The 21,522-nt window shown below is 39.5% G+C and carries 22 protein-coding genes; 11 read left to right on the plus strand and 11 right to left on the minus strand.

Annotated features, from left to right (window positions below; translation table 11 throughout):
* Positions 1-215: 215 nt before the first annotated feature.
* The 6 genes from F3G76_RS03420 to mscL all read right to left on the minus strand — a co-directional run bounded on the left by F3G76_RS03420 (position 216) and on the right by mscL (position 5,568).
* Positions 216-1,016, minus strand: coding sequence for a phosphatidylserine decarboxylase (locus tag F3G76_RS03420; protein WP_149705925.1), 801 nt, complete (start codon positions 1,014-1,016; stop codon positions 216-218).
* Between the two features lies 1 nt (position 1,017).
* Entirely contained in the window at positions 1,018-2,130 is a 1,113-nt protein-coding gene (locus F3G76_RS03425) for a metallophosphoesterase (RefSeq protein WP_149705926.1), read from the minus strand.
* Positions 2,131-2,351: 221 nt separating this feature from the next.
* On the minus strand, positions 2,352-3,719 hold the full coding sequence (locus F3G76_RS03430) for a multiheme c-type cytochrome (RefSeq protein WP_107952959.1): 1,368 nt from the start codon (positions 3,717-3,719) through the stop codon (positions 2,352-2,354).
* A 9-nt stretch (positions 3,720-3,728) separates the two neighbouring features.
* Positions 3,729-4,301, minus strand: a complete 573-nt coding sequence (locus F3G76_RS03435) for a cytochrome c3 family protein (RefSeq protein ID WP_009294580.1) — start codon at positions 4,299-4,301, stop codon at positions 3,729-3,731.
* 120 nt (positions 4,302-4,421) lie between these two features.
* A complete protein-coding gene (locus F3G76_RS03440) occupies positions 4,422-5,060 on the minus strand; it encodes a Crp/Fnr family transcriptional regulator (protein ID WP_149705927.1) in 639 nt (212 codons plus the stop codon).
* 100 nt (positions 5,061-5,160) lie between these two features.
* The gene (gene mscL, locus F3G76_RS03445) at positions 5,161-5,568 is read right to left on the minus strand and encodes a large-conductance mechanosensitive channel protein MscL (RefSeq protein ID WP_002940088.1); all 408 of its coding nucleotides are present in this window, start codon (positions 5,566-5,568) and stop codon (positions 5,161-5,163) included.
* A gap of 147 nt (positions 5,569-5,715) precedes the next feature.
* Here mscL and gltX point away from each other — a divergent pair, with 147 nt between their 5' ends.
* The 3 genes from gltX to F3G76_RS03460 are packed head-to-tail and all read left to right on the plus strand — an operon-like array spanning position 5,716 to position 8,925.
* A complete protein-coding gene (gene gltX / locus F3G76_RS03450) occupies positions 5,716-7,011 on the plus strand; it encodes a glutamate--tRNA ligase (protein WP_149705928.1) in 1,296 nt (431 codons plus the stop codon).
* 8 nt (positions 7,012-7,019) lie between these two features.
* Positions 7,020-7,310, plus strand: coding sequence for a YggT family protein (locus F3G76_RS03455; protein ID WP_149705929.1), 291 nt, complete (start codon positions 7,020-7,022; stop codon positions 7,308-7,310).
* Positions 7,288-8,925: a lytic transglycosylase domain-containing protein gene (locus tag F3G76_RS03460; RefSeq protein ID WP_149705930.1), complete on the plus strand. Its 1,638-nt coding sequence runs from the start codon at positions 7,288-7,290 to the stop codon at positions 8,923-8,925. The genes F3G76_RS03455 and F3G76_RS03460 overlap by 23 nt, the downstream gene beginning before the upstream one ends.
* On the opposite strand, the gene F3G76_RS03465 is transcribed toward F3G76_RS03460, so the two are convergent.
* A complete protein-coding gene (locus F3G76_RS03465) occupies positions 8,846-9,325 on the minus strand; it encodes a hypothetical protein (protein WP_149705931.1) in 480 nt (159 codons plus the stop codon). The two genes, F3G76_RS03460 and F3G76_RS03465, sit on opposite strands and share 80 nt — an antisense overlap.
* 121 nt (positions 9,326-9,446) lie before the next feature.
* Between F3G76_RS03465 and mobB the strand changes: the two genes are divergently transcribed.
* The 5 genes from mobB to F3G76_RS03490 are packed head-to-tail and all read left to right on the plus strand — an operon-like array spanning position 9,447 to position 13,932.
* The gene (gene mobB, locus F3G76_RS03470) at positions 9,447-9,926 is read left to right on the plus strand and encodes a molybdopterin-guanine dinucleotide biosynthesis protein B (protein ID WP_107915997.1); all 480 of its coding nucleotides are present in this window, start codon (positions 9,447-9,449) and stop codon (positions 9,924-9,926) included.
* Positions 9,926-10,789, plus strand: coding sequence for a class 1 fructose-bisphosphatase (locus F3G76_RS03475; protein WP_002940090.1), 864 nt, complete (start codon positions 9,926-9,928; stop codon positions 10,787-10,789). Before mobB ends, F3G76_RS03475 begins: the two co-directional genes overlap by 1 nt.
* Positions 10,789-11,007, plus strand: a complete 219-nt coding sequence (locus F3G76_RS03480; protein WP_103595766.1) for a hypothetical protein — start codon at positions 10,789-10,791, stop codon at positions 11,005-11,007. Before F3G76_RS03475 ends, F3G76_RS03480 begins: the two co-directional genes overlap by 1 nt.
* A 15-nt stretch (positions 11,008-11,022) precedes the next feature.
* Complete coding sequence (metG, locus tag F3G76_RS03485) at positions 11,023-12,954, plus strand: methionine--tRNA ligase (RefSeq protein WP_149705932.1); 1,932 nt, start codon at positions 11,023-11,025, stop codon at positions 12,952-12,954.
* Entirely contained in the window at positions 12,955-13,932 is a 978-nt protein-coding gene (locus tag F3G76_RS03490; protein ID WP_149705933.1) for a ferrochelatase, read from the plus strand.
* Positions 13,933-13,966: 34 nt separating this feature from the next.
* Here F3G76_RS03490 and hcp read toward each other — a convergent pair whose 3' ends face one another.
* A complete protein-coding gene (gene hcp / locus F3G76_RS03495) occupies positions 13,967-15,295 on the minus strand; it encodes a hydroxylamine reductase (RefSeq protein ID WP_103615712.1) in 1,329 nt (442 codons plus the stop codon).
* Between the two features lie 220 nt (positions 15,296-15,515).
* On the opposite strand from hcp, the gene F3G76_RS03500 reads away from it, so the two are divergent.
* Entirely contained in the window at positions 15,516-16,160 is a 645-nt protein-coding gene (locus F3G76_RS03500; RefSeq protein WP_149705934.1) for a flagellar biosynthesis protein, read from the plus strand.
* A 56-nt stretch (positions 16,161-16,216) separates the two neighbouring features.
* Here F3G76_RS03500 and queC read toward each other — a convergent pair whose 3' ends face one another.
* On the minus strand, positions 16,217-16,915 hold the full coding sequence (gene queC / locus F3G76_RS03505; protein ID WP_262974840.1) for a 7-cyano-7-deazaguanine synthase QueC: 699 nt from the start codon (positions 16,913-16,915) through the stop codon (positions 16,217-16,219).
* Positions 16,916-16,939: 24 nt separating this feature from the next.
* On the opposite strand from queC, the gene ybeY reads away from it, so the two are divergent.
* Positions 16,940-17,377, plus strand: a complete 438-nt coding sequence (gene ybeY, locus F3G76_RS03510) for an rRNA maturation RNase YbeY (protein ID WP_103585628.1) — start codon at positions 16,940-16,942, stop codon at positions 17,375-17,377.
* Between the two features lie 13 nt (positions 17,378-17,390).
* On the opposite strand, the gene F3G76_RS03515 is transcribed toward ybeY, so the two are convergent.
* On the minus strand, positions 17,391-17,945 hold the full coding sequence (locus F3G76_RS03515) for a DUF1523 family protein (RefSeq protein WP_149705936.1): 555 nt from the start codon (positions 17,943-17,945) through the stop codon (positions 17,391-17,393).
* A gap of 71 nt (positions 17,946-18,016) precedes the next feature.
* Positions 18,017-20,248: a nitric-oxide reductase large subunit gene (locus tag F3G76_RS03520; RefSeq protein WP_149705937.1), complete on the minus strand. Its 2,232-nt coding sequence runs from the start codon at positions 20,246-20,248 to the stop codon at positions 18,017-18,019.
* Between the two features lie 218 nt (positions 20,249-20,466).
* On the opposite strand from F3G76_RS03520, the gene F3G76_RS03525 reads away from it, so the two are divergent.
* Positions 20,467-21,522: an ABC transporter substrate-binding protein gene (locus F3G76_RS03525; RefSeq protein ID WP_087581093.1), complete on the plus strand. Its 1,056-nt coding sequence runs from the start codon at positions 20,467-20,469 to the stop codon at positions 21,520-21,522.

Raw genomic sequence — 21,522 nt, forward strand, 5'->3', positions numbered from 1 at the left:
AGATATAGGCAAAATAGTAAATTTGCAGATGCCTAAACAGTCATAGAAAATTTATGAGCTAAAAACATTTTGCATAATCTTATAAATATCGCTTAAAAAATTATGTAAGTATCAAAAAATGTTTTTCTGAAATTGATGCATTTTTATAAAAACACCAAACACTTTTTGTTTATTTAATAAGTTCAAACCAAATTCTCAAAAATTAGCTGTAAATTTTATATTTCTCTGATCCTGCCGATCGCTTCAGCAAATTTAAGCTCTTTGTTTTCAAAGAGGTTGTACTCGATCGCATCTTTTTCGCTAAGTATGACGATAGTTGAGCCAAGCTCGAAATTTCCAAGACGCTCGCCCTTTTTAATGTGTAAATTTTCATACTCATAAATTTGCGTAAAATTTGCCATCGCATTTGTCTGGATGCGATCATCAAAGCAAAATTTCATCTTGCCAACGTTTAGCGCACCCACGAAAACTAGCCAAAGCTTTTTGCCATTTTTCATCTCGCAAAGTAGCGCCACACGCTCGTTTTTAGTATAAAGGCTATCCACCTTGCCAAGCCATTTTACTGCCACACTGTAAAGCTTACCAGGGATATAGACCGCTTTTTTTATCGTAATGTCGCAAGGTGCATGATAATGATGGTAGTCTCTTGGGCTAAGATAAATGTTGGCAAAGTCAAACTCGCCTTCAAGCTCGCCCTGTCCTAAAAGCTCCTTTAGACCGTAATTCATACCTTTTATACTAAAAGCTTCTAGCTCTTTTGTAGTGCCAAAGCTAAGGCAAGTGCCATCAACAGGACTTATAAATATCTCATTTGCTTCATCAAATTCTCTTGGCTTTAAGAGCTCTCTGGTAAAAAGTTCGTTTAAATTTTTATACTCATTTGATGGCTTAAACTCGCTCATATCGATCTTAAATAGCTTTACATAAAAGGAGTTGATAAGCTCTTGAAGCGGCTTGAAAAAGTTTATTTTTGCCACCTTGCCAAAAATTTGAGAGAAGAGATTGTCCTTGTTCATTTTAGTCCTTGCTTAAATTTAAAATAGCGATCTCACTAGGAGCAAATATCCTAACCGGAGGTCCCCAAAATCCTGCACCGCTACTAATATAAGCTTGCATTTTATCATTAATCTTATAAAGCCCATGTAAAAAACCTTGATCCAGCAAAACAAGGATACTAAAAGGAAAAATTTGTCCAGCATGCGTGTGACCGCAAAGGACTAGATCAACGTCTTTTTGCATAGTTTTTATAAATTTTGGCTGATGAGAGAGTAGGATGGTCGGTAGATCTGGGTCACATCCTGCTAGCGCTTCATCTAAATTTGGCTCTAAATTTTTAAACTTTATACCAGCTAGATCATAGACCCCTGCTAAATTTATGCCAGCTATTTTTTCATTTTTATTGCCAAGCACCCTAATGCCTAGAGCGCGAATTTTTTCTAATATCCCATCAACTCCGTGGTAGTATTCGTGATTGCCAGGGACATAAAAGGTGCCGTAAGTGCTTTTAAGGTTTTTTAATGGATCTAAAAAATCACCTATAAGCTCAGCTCTCATATCAACCAAGTCGCCAACTATCACCACTAGGTCTGGGCTAGCTAAATTTATCTCTTTTACAAGCTCAGCCATAAAGTCCTTTTGCAAAAACTCACCAATATGCACATCAGTTATCATGGCTATTTTTAGATCATTTTGTAAATTTTTTATTTTTATACTAATTTGTCTAATTTTTGGCGGAGTAAGTGCATTAAAAATTCCTTTTAAAAAGCAAGCAACTATAAAAACAACAAATGTCACATCAAAGCAAAATTTAATAAATTTTCGTCTTGTGGGATTAAAATGAGCTTTTGAACAAATAGATCTAACAACATCATAAAACAAACTAACACCAAATAAAAATAGTGAAAAGCCAATGAGCGTCCCTGCTATCAAATATAGCTCTATATTTAAAAAAGCAAATCTTAGTTGAAGAACAAAGACAAACTCAAGCGCACTAATAATGTAGAAGAATATGCGAATTTTTTTAAGATGTGGAGTAAAAAAAGATACCTTTTTTATAAAACGTTTGTATGAGTATAAATTTGTAAAAACACTAAAGATAAATGCCCCAATAATGATCCGAAAAAGTCCCAAAAATATCTCCTTGAAAACAAAGATTATATTTTATATTTTTAAATTTACATTATAAATTTTATTAATTATTTAGAACAATTTGTAGTGCTAAGCCGTATGATTTTATGATTTAAATTTACAAAAATAATTGTTAAAAGGTATTTGCTTTAGGATAATAACTAAAAGATAAAATTTTGGAATTTAAAAATAAAAAGGTGGGAAAACTCCCACCTTAAAAAGCATTACTCTACTTTACCAGATTCCATTCTTTTTTTGTAGATCTCACGAAGTTTTCTTATATCGTTTTTAACTTCGAATACACCATGCCAGTGTGAGTAGTCAGGACCACCCATTAGAGCGCCTTGTCTCATACGACGACCTTCGTGGTGCCACATATGATAGTAAACATCTTGGAATTCATCTTCCCAAGCGTCTGCGAGTAGTAAGTTTTTAGCTTTCAACTCTTCAAGCATCTTAGTTGCTTCAGCATTGTAAACGTTATAAAGCTCTACTTGCTTATCACCCATAATGAAGAAGTTATCTGTATGAGTTGATGTATGGCAAGCTTTACAAACTAGCTTCATCTCAGCTCTTGCTGCTTCTGGTCCATTTGGATGACCTGCAAGTGGCGTTCCTATGGTTAGTTTGCCAGTTTTTTCGTAAACAACAGCAGCTTGTTCATCACCAGCTGTTCTTAGCTTACTGCTGACGCCCCATAGGTTCCATTTTAGTCTTCTTGAAACATTGTGAGTTGTTGTTGTTTCACCAACACCACTCATGTGGCAAGCTGCACAAGTTGGAGCTCTAAAGTCTGGTACATCCCATGTGTCAGGAGCAGCATCAAAATTCCATTTGTGAGCTTCGCTATTATAGATATGTCCGTGCATTGAGTTGTTAAAGATCTCAATATCTGGGTGATCAGGTCCAAGGTGGCAAGATGCACAAGCAGCTGGTTTTCTAGCTTCAGCTATGCTAAATGTGTGTGCGCTGTGGCATGATTTACATCCGCCTACGCCACCATCAGGATAAACATTACCTATACCGTAGTTTGGCCAAGTCTCTTTTGTAGGTTTGTGATCAGCGTCTAGTTTGATGACGGTTCCGTGGCACTGTGTACAACCAGTAGCGTCTGGAGCCATTTTGTATTCTGGATGATCCATACCTTCATAGTGATACATTAGTTTTACCATCGCAGGGTTAGCATACATTTGCATAGCACCTCTTGCGTGACCACTCTTAACAAATTCTTCAACCTCATTTTCGTGACACTTAGCACAAGTTTTTGGGCTAACTAGCATTGAAACATGGTTGTTAGAATCTTTTGGATGCACCTTAACTGAAGCCATAGGATTATCTGCATTTACAGAGTGGCAATCCATACAGCTTACGCCAACGTGAGCGTGGCGACTATTTTTCCAATCGGCAACTATGCCGGGTGTCTCTTTAGCGTGGCACTCAACACAGCTTTTTGATAAGTCTGACATTTTGTGAGCAACTTTAATGTTTTTTACAACATTAAGGTTTAAAGCGTCAGATTTATTTGCATCCATGTTTGCGGCAAAGCCAAAAGACATTAGACAGGCTAATAACATTAGCGACTTTTTAAACATCTCTCCTCCTTACTTGGTTTTATTGTTTTCTTGTTTTTTAATTGCTTCAAATTTATCGATTTGTAGTCCTAAATTCTTGTGACCAACGTGCTCGTGGCAATCAACACATGATTTTTTATTAGGATTTCCAAGAACGAAATAATCTCTATGTGGCAAGAATGATTTACCAGCTTGAATAACATTTTTTAAATTTGAGTGGCAGGTTAAACATCCACTATCATAGACAAAGTGAGATGCATGCTCGCGTTTTTTACGCCAGTCGATCTTGTCTGTATCTGTAAAAAATGTCTTATAGCCATCATTTATCGATACTTTAAGTTTTGTAAGTACATAGGTATAGGCACTTGTATGGTTTAGGTGACAGGCTGAACATTCAGCTTTTATGCCAAGCTTGTTATTGCCGCCGTGTACATCTTCATGATATGCAGCATTCATAGGATCCATCGTGTGACAAATGGTACAGATGTAGCCGCTACCAGTCGCATGAAGTGCATCAGCTATGCCCATAGAAGCGATAAGGCCGATTACGATGCCTATTATCACAGATGACCAAACAAAAAATTTCTTCTTAACTTCAGCCAAAATTTCCTCCTGAATTTATCAATATATCGTAAATTTTTACGAAAATTTTAGACGAATACTATCCAAAAAAATATAAATTTTTTCTTTAAGTAAATGAAAATATTTATTTGATATTAACTTTCAATAAGAATAAATTTCTTGTAGCCCACCTACATCTTTTTCCAAAATTTGGTTCTTCTCATCAAGTTTGACCAAACCATTTGTTTTAAATTTATTTAAAATTCTAGAAAAAGTTTCTGGAGTCATATTGAGTATTGATGAAATTTTTGTATGTTTTAGTTCATTAAATAGATCTTCATGATTTAAAATGAACCTAGCCACCTTCTCTTCGGAGCTAAGTATTAGTTCTTGGTGGAGTAAATTTGTTGTTATTCTTATCTTTTGAGCCATTGATTTTAGAAATTTCATGCAAATTTCTGGCTTTGTCAAAAATTGTGTTTCAAATTTTTCATAATTTATCTTTAAAACTTCACCAGAGATAGTAAAAATGGCGCTTGCTGGATAAGGTATATTTTCAAAATTTACAACTTCAGCTACAAAATTCATAGGTGCAAGCTGATGGATAAAAATTTCCTTGCCATTTGCCGTAGTTTTATAAAGTTTAACCGAGCCAGTTATCAAAAATGTAAGCCACTTTGGCTCCTCGCCCTCTATAAATAAAAACTCGCCTTTTTTGTATTTTTTAACAACACTTATTGCTTCAAGTTTAGCTAGGTCATCGGCGCTTAGACCTTGAAAAAATGGGATTTGTTCTATCATATTTTACTCGCTTTTAAAGATGAAAAAAGCATTTTAGCATAAAAAATAGGACAAAATTTAACGGATTTCAAAGGGAGCTTTCTCCCTTTGATTTAAGAATTTATTTTTTAAGAAGATCTCTGATCTCAGTTAGAAGTGCTATATCGGCTGGAGTTTCAGGCTCTGCAGGAGCTGCCTCTTCTTTTTTTGGTAGTTTATTTTTAAGTGTATTTAAAGCTTTGATGACGCAAAAGATACAAAACGCAATGATTAAAAAATCAACCATTGTTTGTATAAATGAGCCATAGTTTATCGTAACAGCTGGCGCACCTTCTGCAGCTTCTTTTAGTGTTAGCTTAAGATCAGTGAAATTTACACCGCCTGTTATAGCGCCAACCACTGGCATGATAATATCGCCAACCAGTGATGAGACAATCTTTCCAAATGCTCCACCTATAACAACACCAACTGCCATATCTATGACATTTCCGCGCATTGCAAATTCTTTAAATTCACTGATAAAACTCATTGCTTTCTCCTGTAGATAGTTAAATTTTCGTGCGGATTTTATAAAAACTATGCTTTGCCTAGCCTAAAAATTTAAAATTACATAACTTTAAATTTATCAAGCTAGTGTTATAATCCAAACTTCAAATTTAACGTAAGGAATGAGCTTATGTATCGTTTTGCACCCTCTCCAACAGGAGATATGCACATAGGAAATTTACGTGCTGCTATTTTCAACTATATTTGTTCTTTGCAAGATAAAAGTGGCTTTATTTTACGCATAGAAGATACCGACAAAGAGCGAAATATCGAGGGAAAAGAGAAAGATATCTTAGAAATTTTGAGCAAATTTGGCATAAAACCAGAGCAAATTTACATCCAAAGTGAAAATTTAAAATTCCACAGACAGCTTGCATCAAAGCTTCTCATCGATAAAAAGGCCTTTGCTTGCTTTTGCACTGAAGAAGAGCTTGAGGCAAAAAAACAAAAAGCAAAAGAGCAAGGCGTGGCATATAGATATGACGGCACCTGCGAGAGATTAAGCGACGCAGAAGTTTTAAACTGCGAAAAGCCATTTGTCATCCGCATGAAAAAGCCAACACGCACGATGAGCTTTACAGATGCGATAAAAGGCGAGCTAAGCTTCGAGCCAGACGCCGTTGATAGCTTTGTCATCATGAGAGCAGACAAAACTCCAACTTATAACTTCGCATGCGCAGTTGATGATATGCTTGAGGGTGTGACCTTTGTCATACGCGGCGAGGATCACGTGAGCAACACACCAAAGCAAGACCTCATACGCGAGGGACTTGGCTACACCGGCAAGATGAACTACGCGCATTTGCCTATCCTTTTAAATATAGAGGGCAAAAAAATGAGCAAACGTGAGAACGAATCAAGCGTAAAATGGCTCTTTGAGCAGGGATTTTTGCCTGAGGCGATCGCAAACTATCTGATACTTCTTGGCAACAAAACTCCAACTGAAATTTTTACGATAGAAGATGCAGTGAAGTGGTTTGATATAACCAAAATTTCACGCTCACCTGCTAGATTTGACGTGAAAAAACTTGAGCAGATAAATAGAGAGCACATCAAACTTGCTTCAAAAGAGCGTATAAAAGAGATCTTTGGCGTGGATGATAGCAAGGTTGAGCTGGTTAAATTTTACACTCAAGAGAGCTCACTAGTGCCTGAGATAAAGGCAAAAGTAGAGGCTATATACTCACCAAAAATAGCTCCAGATGAGTACAAAAATGAATTTGAGATCATCAAAAAAGCAGCTCATAATTTAAAACCGTGCGAAACATTTGATGAGTTTAAAAAAGAGCTTATGAGCGCTACAAATTTAAAAGGTAAAAACTTTTTCATGCCGCTACGTGCGCTGATTACAAACGACCTTCACGGTCCTGAGCTTAGCGAGCTCTATCCGCTCATCAAAGATGATCTAGGCAAAATTTTAATCTAGGAGCAAAAATGATACTTTCCACCCTATTTTCAGCGGTCGCAAACATTTTGCATCTTATCATCACGGTATATACGTGGATCGTCATCGCAGCGGCTCTCATTAGCTGGGTCAAGCCTGATCCTAGCTCGCCAGTCGTGCAGCTTTATAGGCTGACTGATCCTGTTTATAGCTTCATAAGACGCTACATCAAAACAGAATTTAACGGTATCGACTTTGCCCCACTTATCGTGCTTTTAGCACTTCAACTCATAGATCAATTTTTAATAAGGCTTTTATTTGTTTTTGCTGCGTCACTTTAGTATCCTCTCTTTAGCCTGCGTTGCTCTTTTAGCTAAAATTTACACCTATGAGGAGCTAAAAAACGAGCCAAAAAGCCTTGCAAAAGACTACTATATAAACCGCCTTATAAACGAAGGCAGCTACACAAAGGAGCAGATAGCTGAGCTTTCACGCGACGTTTTTAGAAAAAGTGGCTTAGTTCAAAAATCAATCAATAAAATTTTACCTCCCAAAGCAGCCCCTAGCAAGTGTCCTGGCATAAACGCAAACAACATCACAAGTGTTAGCTTGGCTTGCCAAAATTTACTAACAACGATGAGCTTTTCTCTAAAACTTGATAGCAAAACTCGTGAAATTTTAGCGGCAAATCTTGCAAGCACAAATCCAGAAAAAGCTAGAATTTTACGCACTTTAAACGAGCCAAACCCAGCTCTTAGCTTTGCAAATGCAAACGATACAAAGAGCTTTTTAGAGCTTTTTAACGCTTCAAGTCCGCAAAGTAAAAGTGCTCTTTTTAGCGTAAATTTTGAAGCGAATTTTATGAACAAGCTCTACATGCAAAAGGGCTTTACAAATTTATTAAACGATGTCGTATTTAATAAAAAATATGAAGGCTTTAGAAGAAATTTACTTAGCATAGATCCAGCTGTAACTGAAAAGAGCGATGCATTCACACTTGGGCTAAACGCCATCTTGCTTGGTAAAAATGACGTTGCATTTAGCTTTTTCACAAGAGCCAAAAACACCTTTGATAGGGCTTGGCAAAGGGATAATGCAACCTTTTGGCAGTATGAGCTAAGCGGCAATGAGAGCTTTTTAAAAGAGCTAAGTGCTAGCAAAGATGCAAATATCTACTCACTTTACGCAAGAGATTTGGTCGGTGGCGAGCCACTTGAAGTGATCGTGCCAAGGCCCAGCAAGCAAAATATAGAAAATTTTGACGTGAGCGATCCATTTTTATGGAATAAAACCGCAGCCCTTGCAAAGGATATGAACGCCACGCAAGCAAGCGAATTTGCTATGAAATTTTACACAAACGAGAGCATCGGCGCATACGCATACTTCATGCAAAAGGCGCATGGCTGGGAGAAGCAGTACTTTTTGATGCCAAACTCGCCTGAGCTTGAAGGCATCAGCACTGAGCGAAAGTCAATGATATACGCACTAGCAAGACAAGAGAGCCTCTTTATCCCAAGCGTCGTTTCTACCTCTTACGCCCTTGGTATGATGCAGTTTATGCCATTTCTTGCAAATGCGATCGGCAAAAAAGAGCTAAAAATCCCAAATTTTGACCAAGACGATCTTTTTAAAACTGATGTCGCATTTAAATTTGCAAATCACCACCTAAACTACCTTGATAAATTTCTTTACCATCCGCTCTTTACGGCCTACGCGTATAACGGCGGTATCGGTTTTACCAAAAAAGTCATCACTAAAGATGATATGTTTAAAGAAGGTAAATTTGAGCCATTTTTATCGATCGAGCTAGTCCCAGTGGCTGAGACTAGAAACTACGGCAAGAAGGTGCTTGCAAACTACGTGATCTATATGGCGCTTAATGGTTCCAGTATAAGGATTTCGCAACTTTTCGAAAATTTAACAAAACCGGCTTTGACTGATAAATTTCGAAACTAAGCGCGAGATCGTCGCTTTGCTTACTTGGTGCGGTCACTTCATAATAAACCGCCCAAGGCATAGAAAATCCAGCAAATTTAAGCATATCGTCACTTTCATCAAGCAGCCTTGCATTTGTGGCATTTGAGTCGCCATTTACCTTTATATTGCTCAAATTTTGCGCATGCTCTTTTGGGTTTATGGCTACTAAAAAGTGCTCTTTGCTCTCGTCTAAATTTGAGTTATATATAGGATTTAGATAGGTTGCGATTATGAGCGTTCTATCAGTGCCATCGATGATCTCGCTCTTGCTTGTGTAGGCTAAAAGCTCATTTTTTAGTGGCTCATGCACGATCACTTTTTGATCAGCACAGCCAAATATCATCAAAACAAATATAAAAAATAGTGTAAATTTTCTCATAAAAAACTCTTAAAACATTAAATTTTCTCGCATTTTAGCATTTTATTTTTTAAATTTCACTCATAAATTTTAAAGCCAATATGAGCTATAATCGCAAGAAATTTTAACGAAAAAGGCTCTTATGAAAAGACTTGCCATTGCTTTTTCTGGCCCTTCAAATAGCGGAAAAACGACGCTTATCTTAAAAGTCGCAAAAAAATTTATAGATGATGGGCTAAAGGTTGTTGTAGTCAAGCACGACCCAGGCGACAAGGCCAAATTTGACGTTGAAGGCAAGGATAGCTTTAAATTTTCCCAGGCAGGAGCCGACGTAGTCGTGATGAGTCCGACTAGAACGACTTATTTTTCACAAAGCTCACAAGAGATAGACGAGGTCATAAGGATGATCGGCGAGTTTGACATGCTCTTGGTCGAGGGGCTAAAGACGCTACCACTGCCAAGACTAAGTGTCTTTAAGGGCGAGATCGACGAAGCATATCTTAGCTTTTCAGACGCGATCGCCACTTATAAAAAGCAGATCCCATACGAGATCACAAATCTAAATTTAGACGATATAGACGCCATTTGTGCGTGGATAATCAAAAATGCAAAGGCTGTATAATGCAAGAACTAAACCAAATTTTTAATACGATAAAAGATATCGCAAAAGAGATAAGCGAAGTCATAAAATACGCCGATCTTGGCTACACAACTCACGAAAATGCAACTGGCGACACCCAGCTAAAGCTTGATGTGAAAAGCGACGAAATCATCACCGCTAAATTTAAGCAGCTTTCATGCGTAAAAGCGCTAATTAGCGAAGAAAAAGAGGACGAGCTTGAGATAAATAAAAATGCTAAATTTATCATCGCTTATGATCCGCTTGATGGCTCAAGCTTAGTTGATGTAAATTTCGCTGTTGGCTCGATCTTTGGCATCTACGAAGACGAGGTAAAACCAGAAAATTTAATAGCCGCGGCTTACAGCATCTATGGTCCAAGACTTGAGCTCGTAATTGCCGAGAAAAAGGGAGCTTTGCCTAAATTTTATAGGCTTGGCAAAGATGGTGAGTTTAAATTTGTAAAAGAGCTTGAGCTAAAAGAAAAAGGCAAGCTAAACGCTACTGGAGCTACGCAAAAAGGCTGGAGCCAAACGCATAGAAATTTCATAAATGAGCTATTTAACGAGGGCTACAGGCTAAGATACTCAGGTGCGATGGTAAGCGACTTGCATCAAATTTTACTAAAAGGCGGCGGCCTTTTTAGCTATCCAGCAACGAGCGATCATCCAAATGGCAAGCTAAGGGTTGTCTTTGAGGTGTTGCCATTTGCCTTTATATATGAAAATGCAAAAGGTGCAACCTCAAACGGCAAAAATCAAACACTTTTTGATATAAAAATAGAAAAAATTCACCAAACTACGCCATGCTTCTTTGGCTCACGTGATGAAATTTCACTTTTGCATAAATTTTACGAGCAAAAATAATGCAAGAATCACAAGCAAACGAGCCACTTGACGCATTTGAGCTAGCCCTAAAACAAAAGGCTAAAATCATGCAAGAGTGTCAAGAGCAAAAAGGGCGCAAAAGCTGTTTTAACTGCGAGGCATTTTTTGACTGCGAGACGAGGATAGAGTATGTAAATAGCTGCTACAACTCGATGTCAAAAGGCAACACCGGCAGTGACGGCGGATTTGATTTTTAAATTTAAAGGAAAAATATGAAAGAAAAAGCTTATATAACTACTCCGATTTATTACGTAAATGACGTGCCACACATCGGTCACGCCTACACGACTATCATCGCTGATACACTAGCTAGATTTAACCGCTTGCAAGGCAAAAATACCTACTTCATGACTGGCACAGACGAGCATGGTCAAAAGATCGAGCAGGCAGCTCGCGCTAGAGGCAAGACACCAAAAGAGTACGCAGACGAGATCAGTGGCAAATTTAGATCGCTTTGGGATGAATTTGAGATAAGCTACGACCATTTTATAAGGACAACCGACGAAGAGCACAAGCAAACCGTGCAAAATGTCTTTGAAAAGATGCAAGCAAACGGCGATATCTACAAGGGCGAGTACGAAGGCTTTTACTGTGTTAGCTGCGAGACATTTTTTAACCAAAGAGACCTACTTGAGGACAACCGCTGTCCAGACTGCGGACGTGTGACATCTTTGGTTAAAGAAGAGAGCTACTTTTTTAAGCTTTCAAAATATGAAGACGCACTTTTAAAATGGTACGAAAACGACGAACTTTGCGTCATCCCAAAGGGCAAGAAAAATGAGGTCATAAGCTTTGTAAAAGGCGGACTAAAAGACCTCTCTGTGACAAGGACGAGCTTTGACTGGGGCATAAAGCTACCAAAGAGCGCAAATGACAACAAACACGTTATGTACGTCTGGCTTGACGCACTCATAAACTACCTAACAACGCTAGGATACTCAAGAGATAACGCTAGAATGGACCTTTGGCCGCATACGACACACATCGTTGGCAAGGATATCTTGCGCTTTCACGCAGTTTATTGGCCGGCATTTTTGATGAGCCTTGGCTTGCCACTGCCAAAACACGTCGCAGCACACGGCTGGTGGACGATAGATGGCGAAAAGATGAGCAAAAGCAAGGGCAACGTCATAAACCCAAGAGAGGTCGCAAACGCCTATGGACTTGAAAATTTCAGATACTTTTTGCTTAGAGAGGTGCCGTTTGGACAAGATGGCGACTACAGCCAAAAAGCCTTGATCGAGCGCATAAACTCAGAGCTTGGTAACGGACTTGGTAACCTGCTAAGCCGCATAGTTGGCATGAGCGCAAAGTATAGTGACTATAAAATCGACTCAAAAGACGTGATCAAATTTCACAAATCCGAGCTAGATGAGGCGAAAGGCTATCTTGATGAGGCTATTAAAAATTTAGAAAATTTATCTACAAACCGCTATTTAGAGGATCTTTGGAAGGTTGTAACTCTCGCAAACGCAGCCGTTGCGAAGTATGAGCCATGGTCGCTTGTAAAAGCTGGCAAAAATGACGAGGCAAACGCACTTGTGGCACTTTGCGCAAATTTACTTGCAAAAGTGGCGATACTACTTAGCCCAGCTATGCCAAAAACTTGCGCCAAGATAGCTGACACGCTTGGCTTTAGCATAGACACGGCTTCTTATGAAACTCTTGTCTTAAAAAATGAAATTTCAAATTTTGTAGCAAAAGCTACTGAGCCACTCTTTCCAAGGATAGAAAAAGAGCTAATGGGCGAGGCAAGAGACCTAAAAGAAAGGCCAAAAGTAGAGGCAAAAGCTGAGCCAAAAGAGGAGAAAAAAGAGGAGATCATTAGTATCGATGACTTTGCCAAAATTGTGATAAAAGTAGGCGAAGTGCTTGAGTGCGAAAGGGTCGAGGGTAGCGATAAACTGCTTAAATTTAAGATAGATCTTGGCGAGGAGCAGCCACGTCAAATTTTATCTGGCATCGCCAAATACTACGAGCCTAGCTCGCTTGTAGGCAAGCAAGTTTGCGTTTTAGCAAATTTAAAAGAGCGAACGATGATGAAAAAATATGTCTCGCAAGGCATGATCCTAAGCGCATCAGACGGCTCGCTAACGCTTCTTAGCACGCAGGGCAAGGTCAAAAATGGCGCGATCGTTGGCTAAATGACGATAGAAAATTTAACCCACATAATAAATGGGCAAATTTTAAACAACCCAAGCATCTCAAGCGTGACTAGCTTCGCGTTTGAGGCCAAAAATATAAAACGAGGCTACGCTCTCATCGCCACGCAAAGCGATCAGATCGCACCTGCGATAAAGCAAGGCGCCTACGCTATCATTAGCGAAGAAGATATCACGCCAAGCGACGATGAGATAGCCTTTATCAAGGTAGCAAGCCTGCAAACGGCTATCATCAAGCTTATGCGCTTTGAAGCGATCCACAAAAATATCAAATTTTGCGCGGTCAATCCCTTCATAAAAGCGCTTTTAGAGAAGTCGCACCTTGAAAAAAACGCCCACGTCATACCTGAAAATTTAACCGAGCTTTTTTATAAAATTTTCCATGCAAATTTGTTTGACACATTTTTTAGCGACGATACGAGGATACTTCAAAGGCTCTCGCTTCTTTACGAGACAGCATGGACTGACACAAATATAAGCGTGCTAAATCCAAGCTCAATCTTTTTTACAACGCTCATTTACGATGACAAATACTATCAAAATTTAAGCATTCCAAGGGTTTTTGCTGGAATGTTTTGCGGACTTCTTGGCTATCTTAAGAAAAATAATATCGGCTTTAAAGTAACAGAAAGCAGAATTTCATCGCACTTTGACCCAGTCTTTATCGACAAAGACTTTAAGCCAGTTGGTTTTGGTAGCAGTTTTAGAGCGGTGATAGCTGAAGAAGACGAGGAGCTATTTTTGACTGAAAGCATATTTCTAAGGCGAAATTTCAGCGAAAGCGAGCTTAAATTTTGCCTGCCAAAAGATAGCACGCTAAAGGTTGAAAACGCCATTTTTTATGAAAATTTAGACGAGATAAAAGAGCTACAAAATTTCGTCTATGCCCTTGTGCTTTGCAAAAAAGAGGATCTGCTTGATAGCCTAAGCCAAAGCAAAGAGCAAAGCGGACTCTTTTAAATTTAGAGCCAGAGCCTAAGCCCTGGCAGTTTTTTTACTCACCCAAAAAATATTTTAGATCAGCTTGAGCGTCGCCACTAATTGGTCTAACGTTAAATTTATCCACTAAGAAATTTATGATCTCTTCATTGAAAAATTTAGGCAAGCTTGGTCCTACGTTGATATTTTTGATACCAAGGCTAAATAGTGCTAGCAAGATGATGACCGCTTTTTGCTCCATCCACATTAGCACGATAGAAACTGGTAGGTCATTTACTGCGATGCCTGTTGCCTCGCTTAGAGCTAGGGCGATCTTAACTGCGCCGTTGCTGTCGTTACACTGGCCAAGGTCGATGTAGCGTGGTAGCTCGGTGCCTGGGACGTTGCCAAAGTCGATGTCGTTAAATCTAAATTTACCACAGCTTGAAGTAAGTATGACGCAGTCTTTTGGAAGGCTAGCAGCTAGCTCTCTATAGTACTCACGTCCCTTGCCAGGTGCGTCACAGCCAGCGATCACGAAAAATCTGCGGATCTTGCCTGAGTTGATCGCCTCTAAAATTTGTGGGGCTAAAGTTAGGATAGTCTTGTAGTGGCCGCCAGTTACTAGGCTCTCGTCGCTATCAAAGCCGCTAACGTCGCCACAGGCTAGTGCGCACTCGATAAGTGGAGTGAAGTCGTCGTTTTCGATGTGTTTTACGCCGTTTGTGCCTGCGATCGAGTAGCCAAATAGCCTGTCAGCGTATGTGCAGTTTGAGCGTAATGGCACGATGCAGTTTGTTGTCATTAGTATCGCGCCCTTAAATTCGTTAAATAGCTTAGTTTGGTCAAACCACGCCTTGCCGACATTGCCTTTTAGGTGGCTGTACTTGCGTAGTTCTGGGTATCCGTGAGCTGGAAGCATCTCTGAGTGAGTGTAGATGTTGATGCCCTTATCTTTTGTCGCTTCAAGTAGCGCTTTTAGAGCGTGCAGGTTGTGGCCGCTTACTAAGATCGCCTTGCCCTCGACCTTGTTTTGGCTCACTCTAACTGGTGTTGGGATGCCAAATTTAGCCGTGTGAGCCTCGCTTAGTAGGTTCATCACCTCAACGCCAGCACCGCCTACTTCAAGAAGCTGTTTGATGTGCTCATCGAAGTTGAAATTTGAGTTTGTAAGCGTGAAATAAAGCGTATCAGCCATAACGCGATCAACGTTGCTAGTATCAGCGCCAAGCTCGTGCGCGTGGTGGCGGTATGCGCTAAGGCCTTTTAAGCCAAAAACCATCGTATCTTGCAAAAGCGCTAGTGTGTCGCTCTTGCCACAGGTGCCCATAGGCTGGCCCTTTGCACCGCATCCATCCTCAGCACTCATCTCGCACTGATGGCAAAACATCTTCATATCTTTCATCGTCTCTCCTTGTAAATTTAAAAATTTAAGCGGATTTTATCCTAGGTGGCTAGTCATTTTGCTTGATAGTAGTCAAGAAAAGTTAAATTTAAATTTTAATTGTTAAGTTTAAGATTTTATGATTATGGATATCAAAATATAAATTTGAAATTTGTCACAAAGAGTTAAATAAATTTACAAAAAAACGATTTACATTTGAAATTTATTTAAAAGGATGAAAATGAAAAATTTATTACTAGCGATATTTGCCGCTTTTATGCTTTGTGGCTGCGCTCCAAAGGGGATATTTGTGAGTTTGCCAGACGAGCAAGCACCTTCAAGCATTAGCAAAAAGACAAAAATTTACATCGAAAGCGTCAAAGATGTAAGAGCCTTTGAAAACGACCCAAAACAAGCAAGCACCCCATCTTTATATAAGCACAATGTAAATGAAGTTAGCGCAAAAGAGAAACAAAAATACATCGGTAGAACCAGAAACGGCTATGGCAAAGGGCTGTGGAACGTTATTTTAGAAAACAACCAAAACGTGAGCTCGGTGCTAAGATCGCGCATAGAAGAGGCTTTTATAGAAAATGGCTACCAGATCGTAAAAGACAAAAGCCTAATCGATGAAAACACGCTCACCGCAAGCGCTAAGATAGATAAATTTTGGTCTTATATAGCTCTTGGTTTTAGCAAGGTTGGGCTAAATATGGATATAGACACGCTCTTAAGTGTCAAAGACAAAGAGATAAAGACTGAGCTAAAACGCTCTGAGTTTTATTTTCTGGTGACAAATGATGACTTTTCAAACATCATAAAAACTTCTCTAAAAGAGTACAAAGAGAAGCTTGCAAAGCAGATAAGTGAGCTAAATTTAGAGTAAATTTTAGGCTAGCTGCTAAATTTATAGTAGCTAGCTTTTAAATTTCAAAGCAGATTTCACTTTTTATAAGGAATTTTATCAACGGCATTTGCTTTTTTAAAGCCATTTAGCCTTAGCCTGCAACTATCACAAAGCCCACACGCCTCGTCCTCGCTCTCATAGCAGCTCCATGTTAGCTCTATTGGTGAATTAAGCTCAAGCGACTTTGAGACGATATCAGCCTTGCTTAAATTTACAAGTGGCGTGATGATCTCGCAAGAAAAATCAGCCGATGTGCCTAAATTTATCGCCTCATTTATGCTTTTTATAAAGCTCTCTTTGCAGTCAGGATACCCCGAGCTATCCTCCTCTACCACGCCTATATAGATCGCCTGTGCCCCCTCTTTTTCGGCAAGCGCAGCAGCGATTGAGATAAATACGCCATTTCTAAACGGCACATAGGTGTTTGGCACGTCCTTACTAACGCCATCTTTTCTTATCTGCAGGCTCGCATCAGTTAGCGAATTTCCGCCTATTTGAGCGATGAAGCTAACGTCTAAATTTATCTTTTTAACCACGCCCAGTCGCTCACATATCTCGTCAAACGCGCGCTTTTCTCGCTTCATAGTCCTTTGATTATAGTCAAAATGAAGTGCGACCACATCATATCCAGCCCTCTTTGCCATCACAGCGCAAAGTGTGCTATCCATGCCGCCGCTCATTATACAAACTGCTTTTTTCATATTTTGCCCTTTAAATTTGCTAAAATTATACAAAATTTTACTAAGGACAAGCCAAAAATGATACTTTGTGAAGAGAGTTATCCAGAAATTTTAGATCAAATTTGCTCATATCTAACGCCTGGAGAAGTTGAGCTTCTATTTATCAACAAAGATGAGATGAGAGAGCTAAACAGATCTGAGCGTGGTATAGATAAAACCACCGACGTCTTAAGCTTCCCCCTTGAGCTTGTCATACACGCCCCACTTGGCTCAATCGTCATAAACAAAGATATGGTAAAAGAAAAAGCAGCCGAACTAAATCACAGCGAAGAAGCCGAAACTGCGCTACTTTTCACACATGGCTTGCTGCATATCTTGGGATATGATCACGAAAAAGACGACGGGCAGATGAGAGAGAAAGAGTGCGAAGTGATAGCTAAATTTAACTTGCCAAAGAGCCTAATCGTAAGAAGCGAGGACGTTAGGCTCATTGATCTAATAAACAAAAAGGGCTGATCTAGCCCATGTTTTAAACACTCTCTTTTTTCGTCTCTAAATTTTCAACTTTTGGCGCAAAGGCCTTGTTTATCTTTCTTATCCAGATAACAAGCGAGATAAATAAGATGAAGTAAAGCACGTAGCTAGCGATAGGCCAGCTAGTACTTGTGCCGCTATCTTTTATCGAGATCACGTTTCTAAACTCATTTAGCATAGAAATTCTATATCCGTAGTACTTGATAGTGACGTTGTTGTCGCTATTTGCAAAGCCTTGAGCCTTGGCTTGGATGTCAGCTGAGTTAAATTTAAAATAAAATGGAAAGCCCCACGCCGTATCTTCGTTTCTATAAGCCATCACCTTTTGGTCATTTTGCGCATCTTTTGCGTAGATAAAATAGACATCTCTAACTGGCCCATCGGCTGGGTTTTTAGCGTCTATGATGCCATCTTTGTCCATGCGTTTTACGTCACCGCCAGTTATCTGCACGCTTGCGTAGTGTGGGAATGAATAATCAACCACAAGAGCCAAAAACAGGTGCAAAAGCACGACAAAACTAACGCAAATTCTTTTTATAAATTTGATCATTTCTATCCTTTAAATTTGCGCTATTTTATGAAAAGATAGCTTAAACAAAGGGGCAAAGCGCCCCCATAAATTTAAGCCTTTTTGTTAAGCATAAATTTTAAAAGCTGAGCAAAGAAGCAGATGCCACCGATTATCAAGATCGTGTCGCCAAGCATTCTTAGCCATCTTAAATTTTGCAAGTGTGACTGCTGTAAAAGCTCAGCACTTCTAGCATACCACATACCTTGATCTAGGCTTGCAAATGCTTGATAGATGCCTATTGGAAGCAGTGAAAGCACGATCATTAGCATAAGTCCTGCATTTAGCCCCCAAAAGCCAACTTTCATTAAATTTTCATCAAATTCTTGCCCTTTATATAGATAAGTAGCCACAAGCCAGACAAAGCCAAGTGCCAAAAATCCATAAACGCCAAATAGCGCTGCGTGTCCATGAACTGGCGTTGTATTTAGCCCTTGGATGTAAAATAGCGAGATTGGAGGATTTATCAAAAATCCAAATACGCCAGCGCCTAGCATATTCCAAAAGGCAACTGCGATGAAGCAGTAAAGCGGCCATTTAAGCGTTTTAGCCCAGCTTTGAGCAAACTGAAGTTTGTAGTGCTCATACGCCTCAGCTCCAAGCAAGACTAAAGGCACGACCTCAAGCGCTGAAAAGCTAGCGCCAATAGCCATTATAGGCGTTGTGGTGCCTGCAAAGTAGAGGTGATGAAATGTGCCTGGGATGCCGCCTATCATAAAGAGTGACGCACTTGCAAGCGTTTGAAATGTCGCAAATCTTTTTGAGACAAGCCCCAGTGAGACAAAGACAAAGGCGAGTGAAGCCGTCGCAAATACCTCAAAAAAGCCCTCAACCCAAAGGTGTACAACCCACCAGCGCCAGTACTCCATCACTGGCAATGGACTCCTTTGTCCATAAAATAGCCCTGCTCCGTAAAATAAGCCAACCGCAACCGCTGACATAGCAAAGATAGCTAGTAAATTTTTATCGCCTTTGTTTTTAAAGCCACCTGCAAATCCACGAAGAAGCAGAAGCATCCAGATGACAAGACCGACAAACAAAATGATCTGCCAAACACGTCCAAGATCGATATATTCATAGCCTTGATGTCCAAGCCAGAAGCTTAAATTTATAGGCATGATGTTTGCGATAGCTAGATATTCGCCCACAAAACTACCAACTACAAGGATAAGTAGCGCATAAAATAGCAGATCAACACCAAGCTTTTGAAATTTTGGATCCTTGCCGCCATTTATGATCGGAGCTAAAAATAGTCCAGCCGCTAAAAATCCAGTCGCTATCCAGAAGATACTAGCTTGTATATGCCATGTTCTAGCAAGCGAATAAGGGATGTAGGCTGATAAATTTATGCCATAAAATTCTTGTCCTTCGACTGTGTAGTGAGCTGTAAAACCACCTATTAAAATCTGAAACGCAAATAGCGCCAGCGTGACAAAGAGATACTTTTTAAGCGCCTTTTGTGATGGTGTTAAATTTAGCTTTTTAAGTGGATCTTCACTGATAGGCTCAAGCTTTTCATCGTCTTTTTTGCCATAAAATGAGCTAAACCAAACAAGGAAGCCAACGCCAGCTAGAAGTATCACGACGCTTGCAATCGACCAAAAGACATTCTCACTTGTTGGCACGTTATCGATTAGTGGTTCGTGCGGCCAGTTGTTTGTATAGGTTGCCTCGCTACCAGGTCTGTTTGTCGCTGTCGCCCAGGCTGACCAGAAAAAGAAGTTGTTTAGATCAGCTCTGTCGCTAGCATTTGGAAGCGTATTTTCTTTCATCGCATAAGCTTCTCTTAAAGGCTTAAATTTAGGGTCATTACCAAAAAGCGCAGCATACTCGCCAGCTACTTGACTTATTGCCTTTAGCCTATCAGCGCTTAGCACAAATTTATCGTCCTTTACGCTATTTTCTCTATACTCTTTTTTGAGCAAAACCTTTAAATTTGCTTTTTGCTCGGCGTTTAGATCGGAGTATTTTAGATGATAAATTTCATCAGCTTTGATCTCTAAAAAGGCAACTAGCTCTTTGTGAAGCCAGTCCGCACTCCAATCAGGCGCTTGATATGCCCCGTGCCCCCAAACAGAGCCAACTTGCATACCGCCTATGCTTTGCCAAGCTTCTTGACCTTTATAGATGCTCTCTTTGTCGATCACAACCTTGCCATTTTCGTCAGTGAAATTTACAACTGGAGGCGAATTTCTATAAACCTCAACGCCGTAGTAGCCTAAAATACTAAAGCAAACTACCAGCACAGCAACGAGTGCGAGCCAGTATCTTTTGTATTCACGCATTAATTCTCCTTTTTTAAAATTTAGGAGAAAGTTTATCTCATTTCAAAATAGTGACTAATGACATATGTCAATAAAAAGAGAATATTTATCCTATTAGCTTTATATGAATTTACAAAATATGCAATTTTTTCACAATGAACATGCAAATTTTACATAACATTAATGTAAATAGCAGTAATATATCAACCAAACTATTTCACACGAAAAAAGGAAAAAATATGCAAATGAATTTCATGCACAAAGTGGCTAAAATAGGCCTTGTTGCTTCACTTTTTGCAGCTCTTAGCCTAAGCGCTGCTGAGTCTGCTAGAAGCATCACAGATATGAAAGGCGTCAAAGTAAGCGTGCCTGAGAAGGTTGAGAAGATCGCAGCACTGTGGAATGCAAACAACGAGATCATCCTAGCACTTGGCGGTATGGATAAGGTTGTAGCCACAACTGATCTGATCAAAACCAACAAGTGGTTTGAGCACGTCTATCCAAAACTTAAAAATTTGCCAGCTGCACTAAACGGCAAAGACCTTCAGATCGAAGAGCTTGTTAAGCTTGCACCTGATGTTATCGTGGTATCAAGCAAAAACTACCAAGACGAACTTATCAAAAACGGCTTTAGTGCTGTAAATTTGATCTTTAGAGACTATCCAGATATGGAGAAAAGCATCTACGCAACAGCTGAAGTCATAGGGACTGATGATGCTAGAAAAAAAGCTGAAAAACTTGCTAATAAAATCCACGATAACTCTGAGTTTGTAACAGCAAGAACAAAAAACATCCCTGACGCTAAACGTCCAAAAGTACTTCACCTTCTTGGCGGAGCGAATTTGCTAAAAATTGATGGTACAAACACTATCCAAAACACTTGGATCAAGCTAGGTGGCGGTGTAAATGCTATCCAAACTGAGGGCTCAATGATCGAAGTTAGCGCAGAAGAGATCATCAATGCAAATCCTGATATCATCATCGTTGGCGGCAATGACACAGACGCACAGATCAAAAAGATAAAAGAGCACCCTGCATTCTCTGGCTCAAATGCTGTTAAAAACGGCAAAGTTTATGGTAACCCAAAAGGTGTATTTAGCTGGGATAGATATGGCGCTGAAAACGTGCTTCAAATTTTATGGGCAGCAAAGACTATCCAACCAGATCTATTTAAAGATGTCGATATAAAAGCAAAAACAAAAGAATTTTATAAAGAGTTCTTAAATCATGATCTTAGCGATACAGAGTACGGCTATATCCTAAAAGGTCTAAATCCAGACGGTAGCAGCAAGTAA

The organism is Campylobacter concisus, assembly GCF_902460575.1.
GTDB lineage: Bacteria > Campylobacterota > Campylobacteria > Campylobacterales > Campylobacteraceae > Campylobacter_A > Campylobacter_A concisus_AW.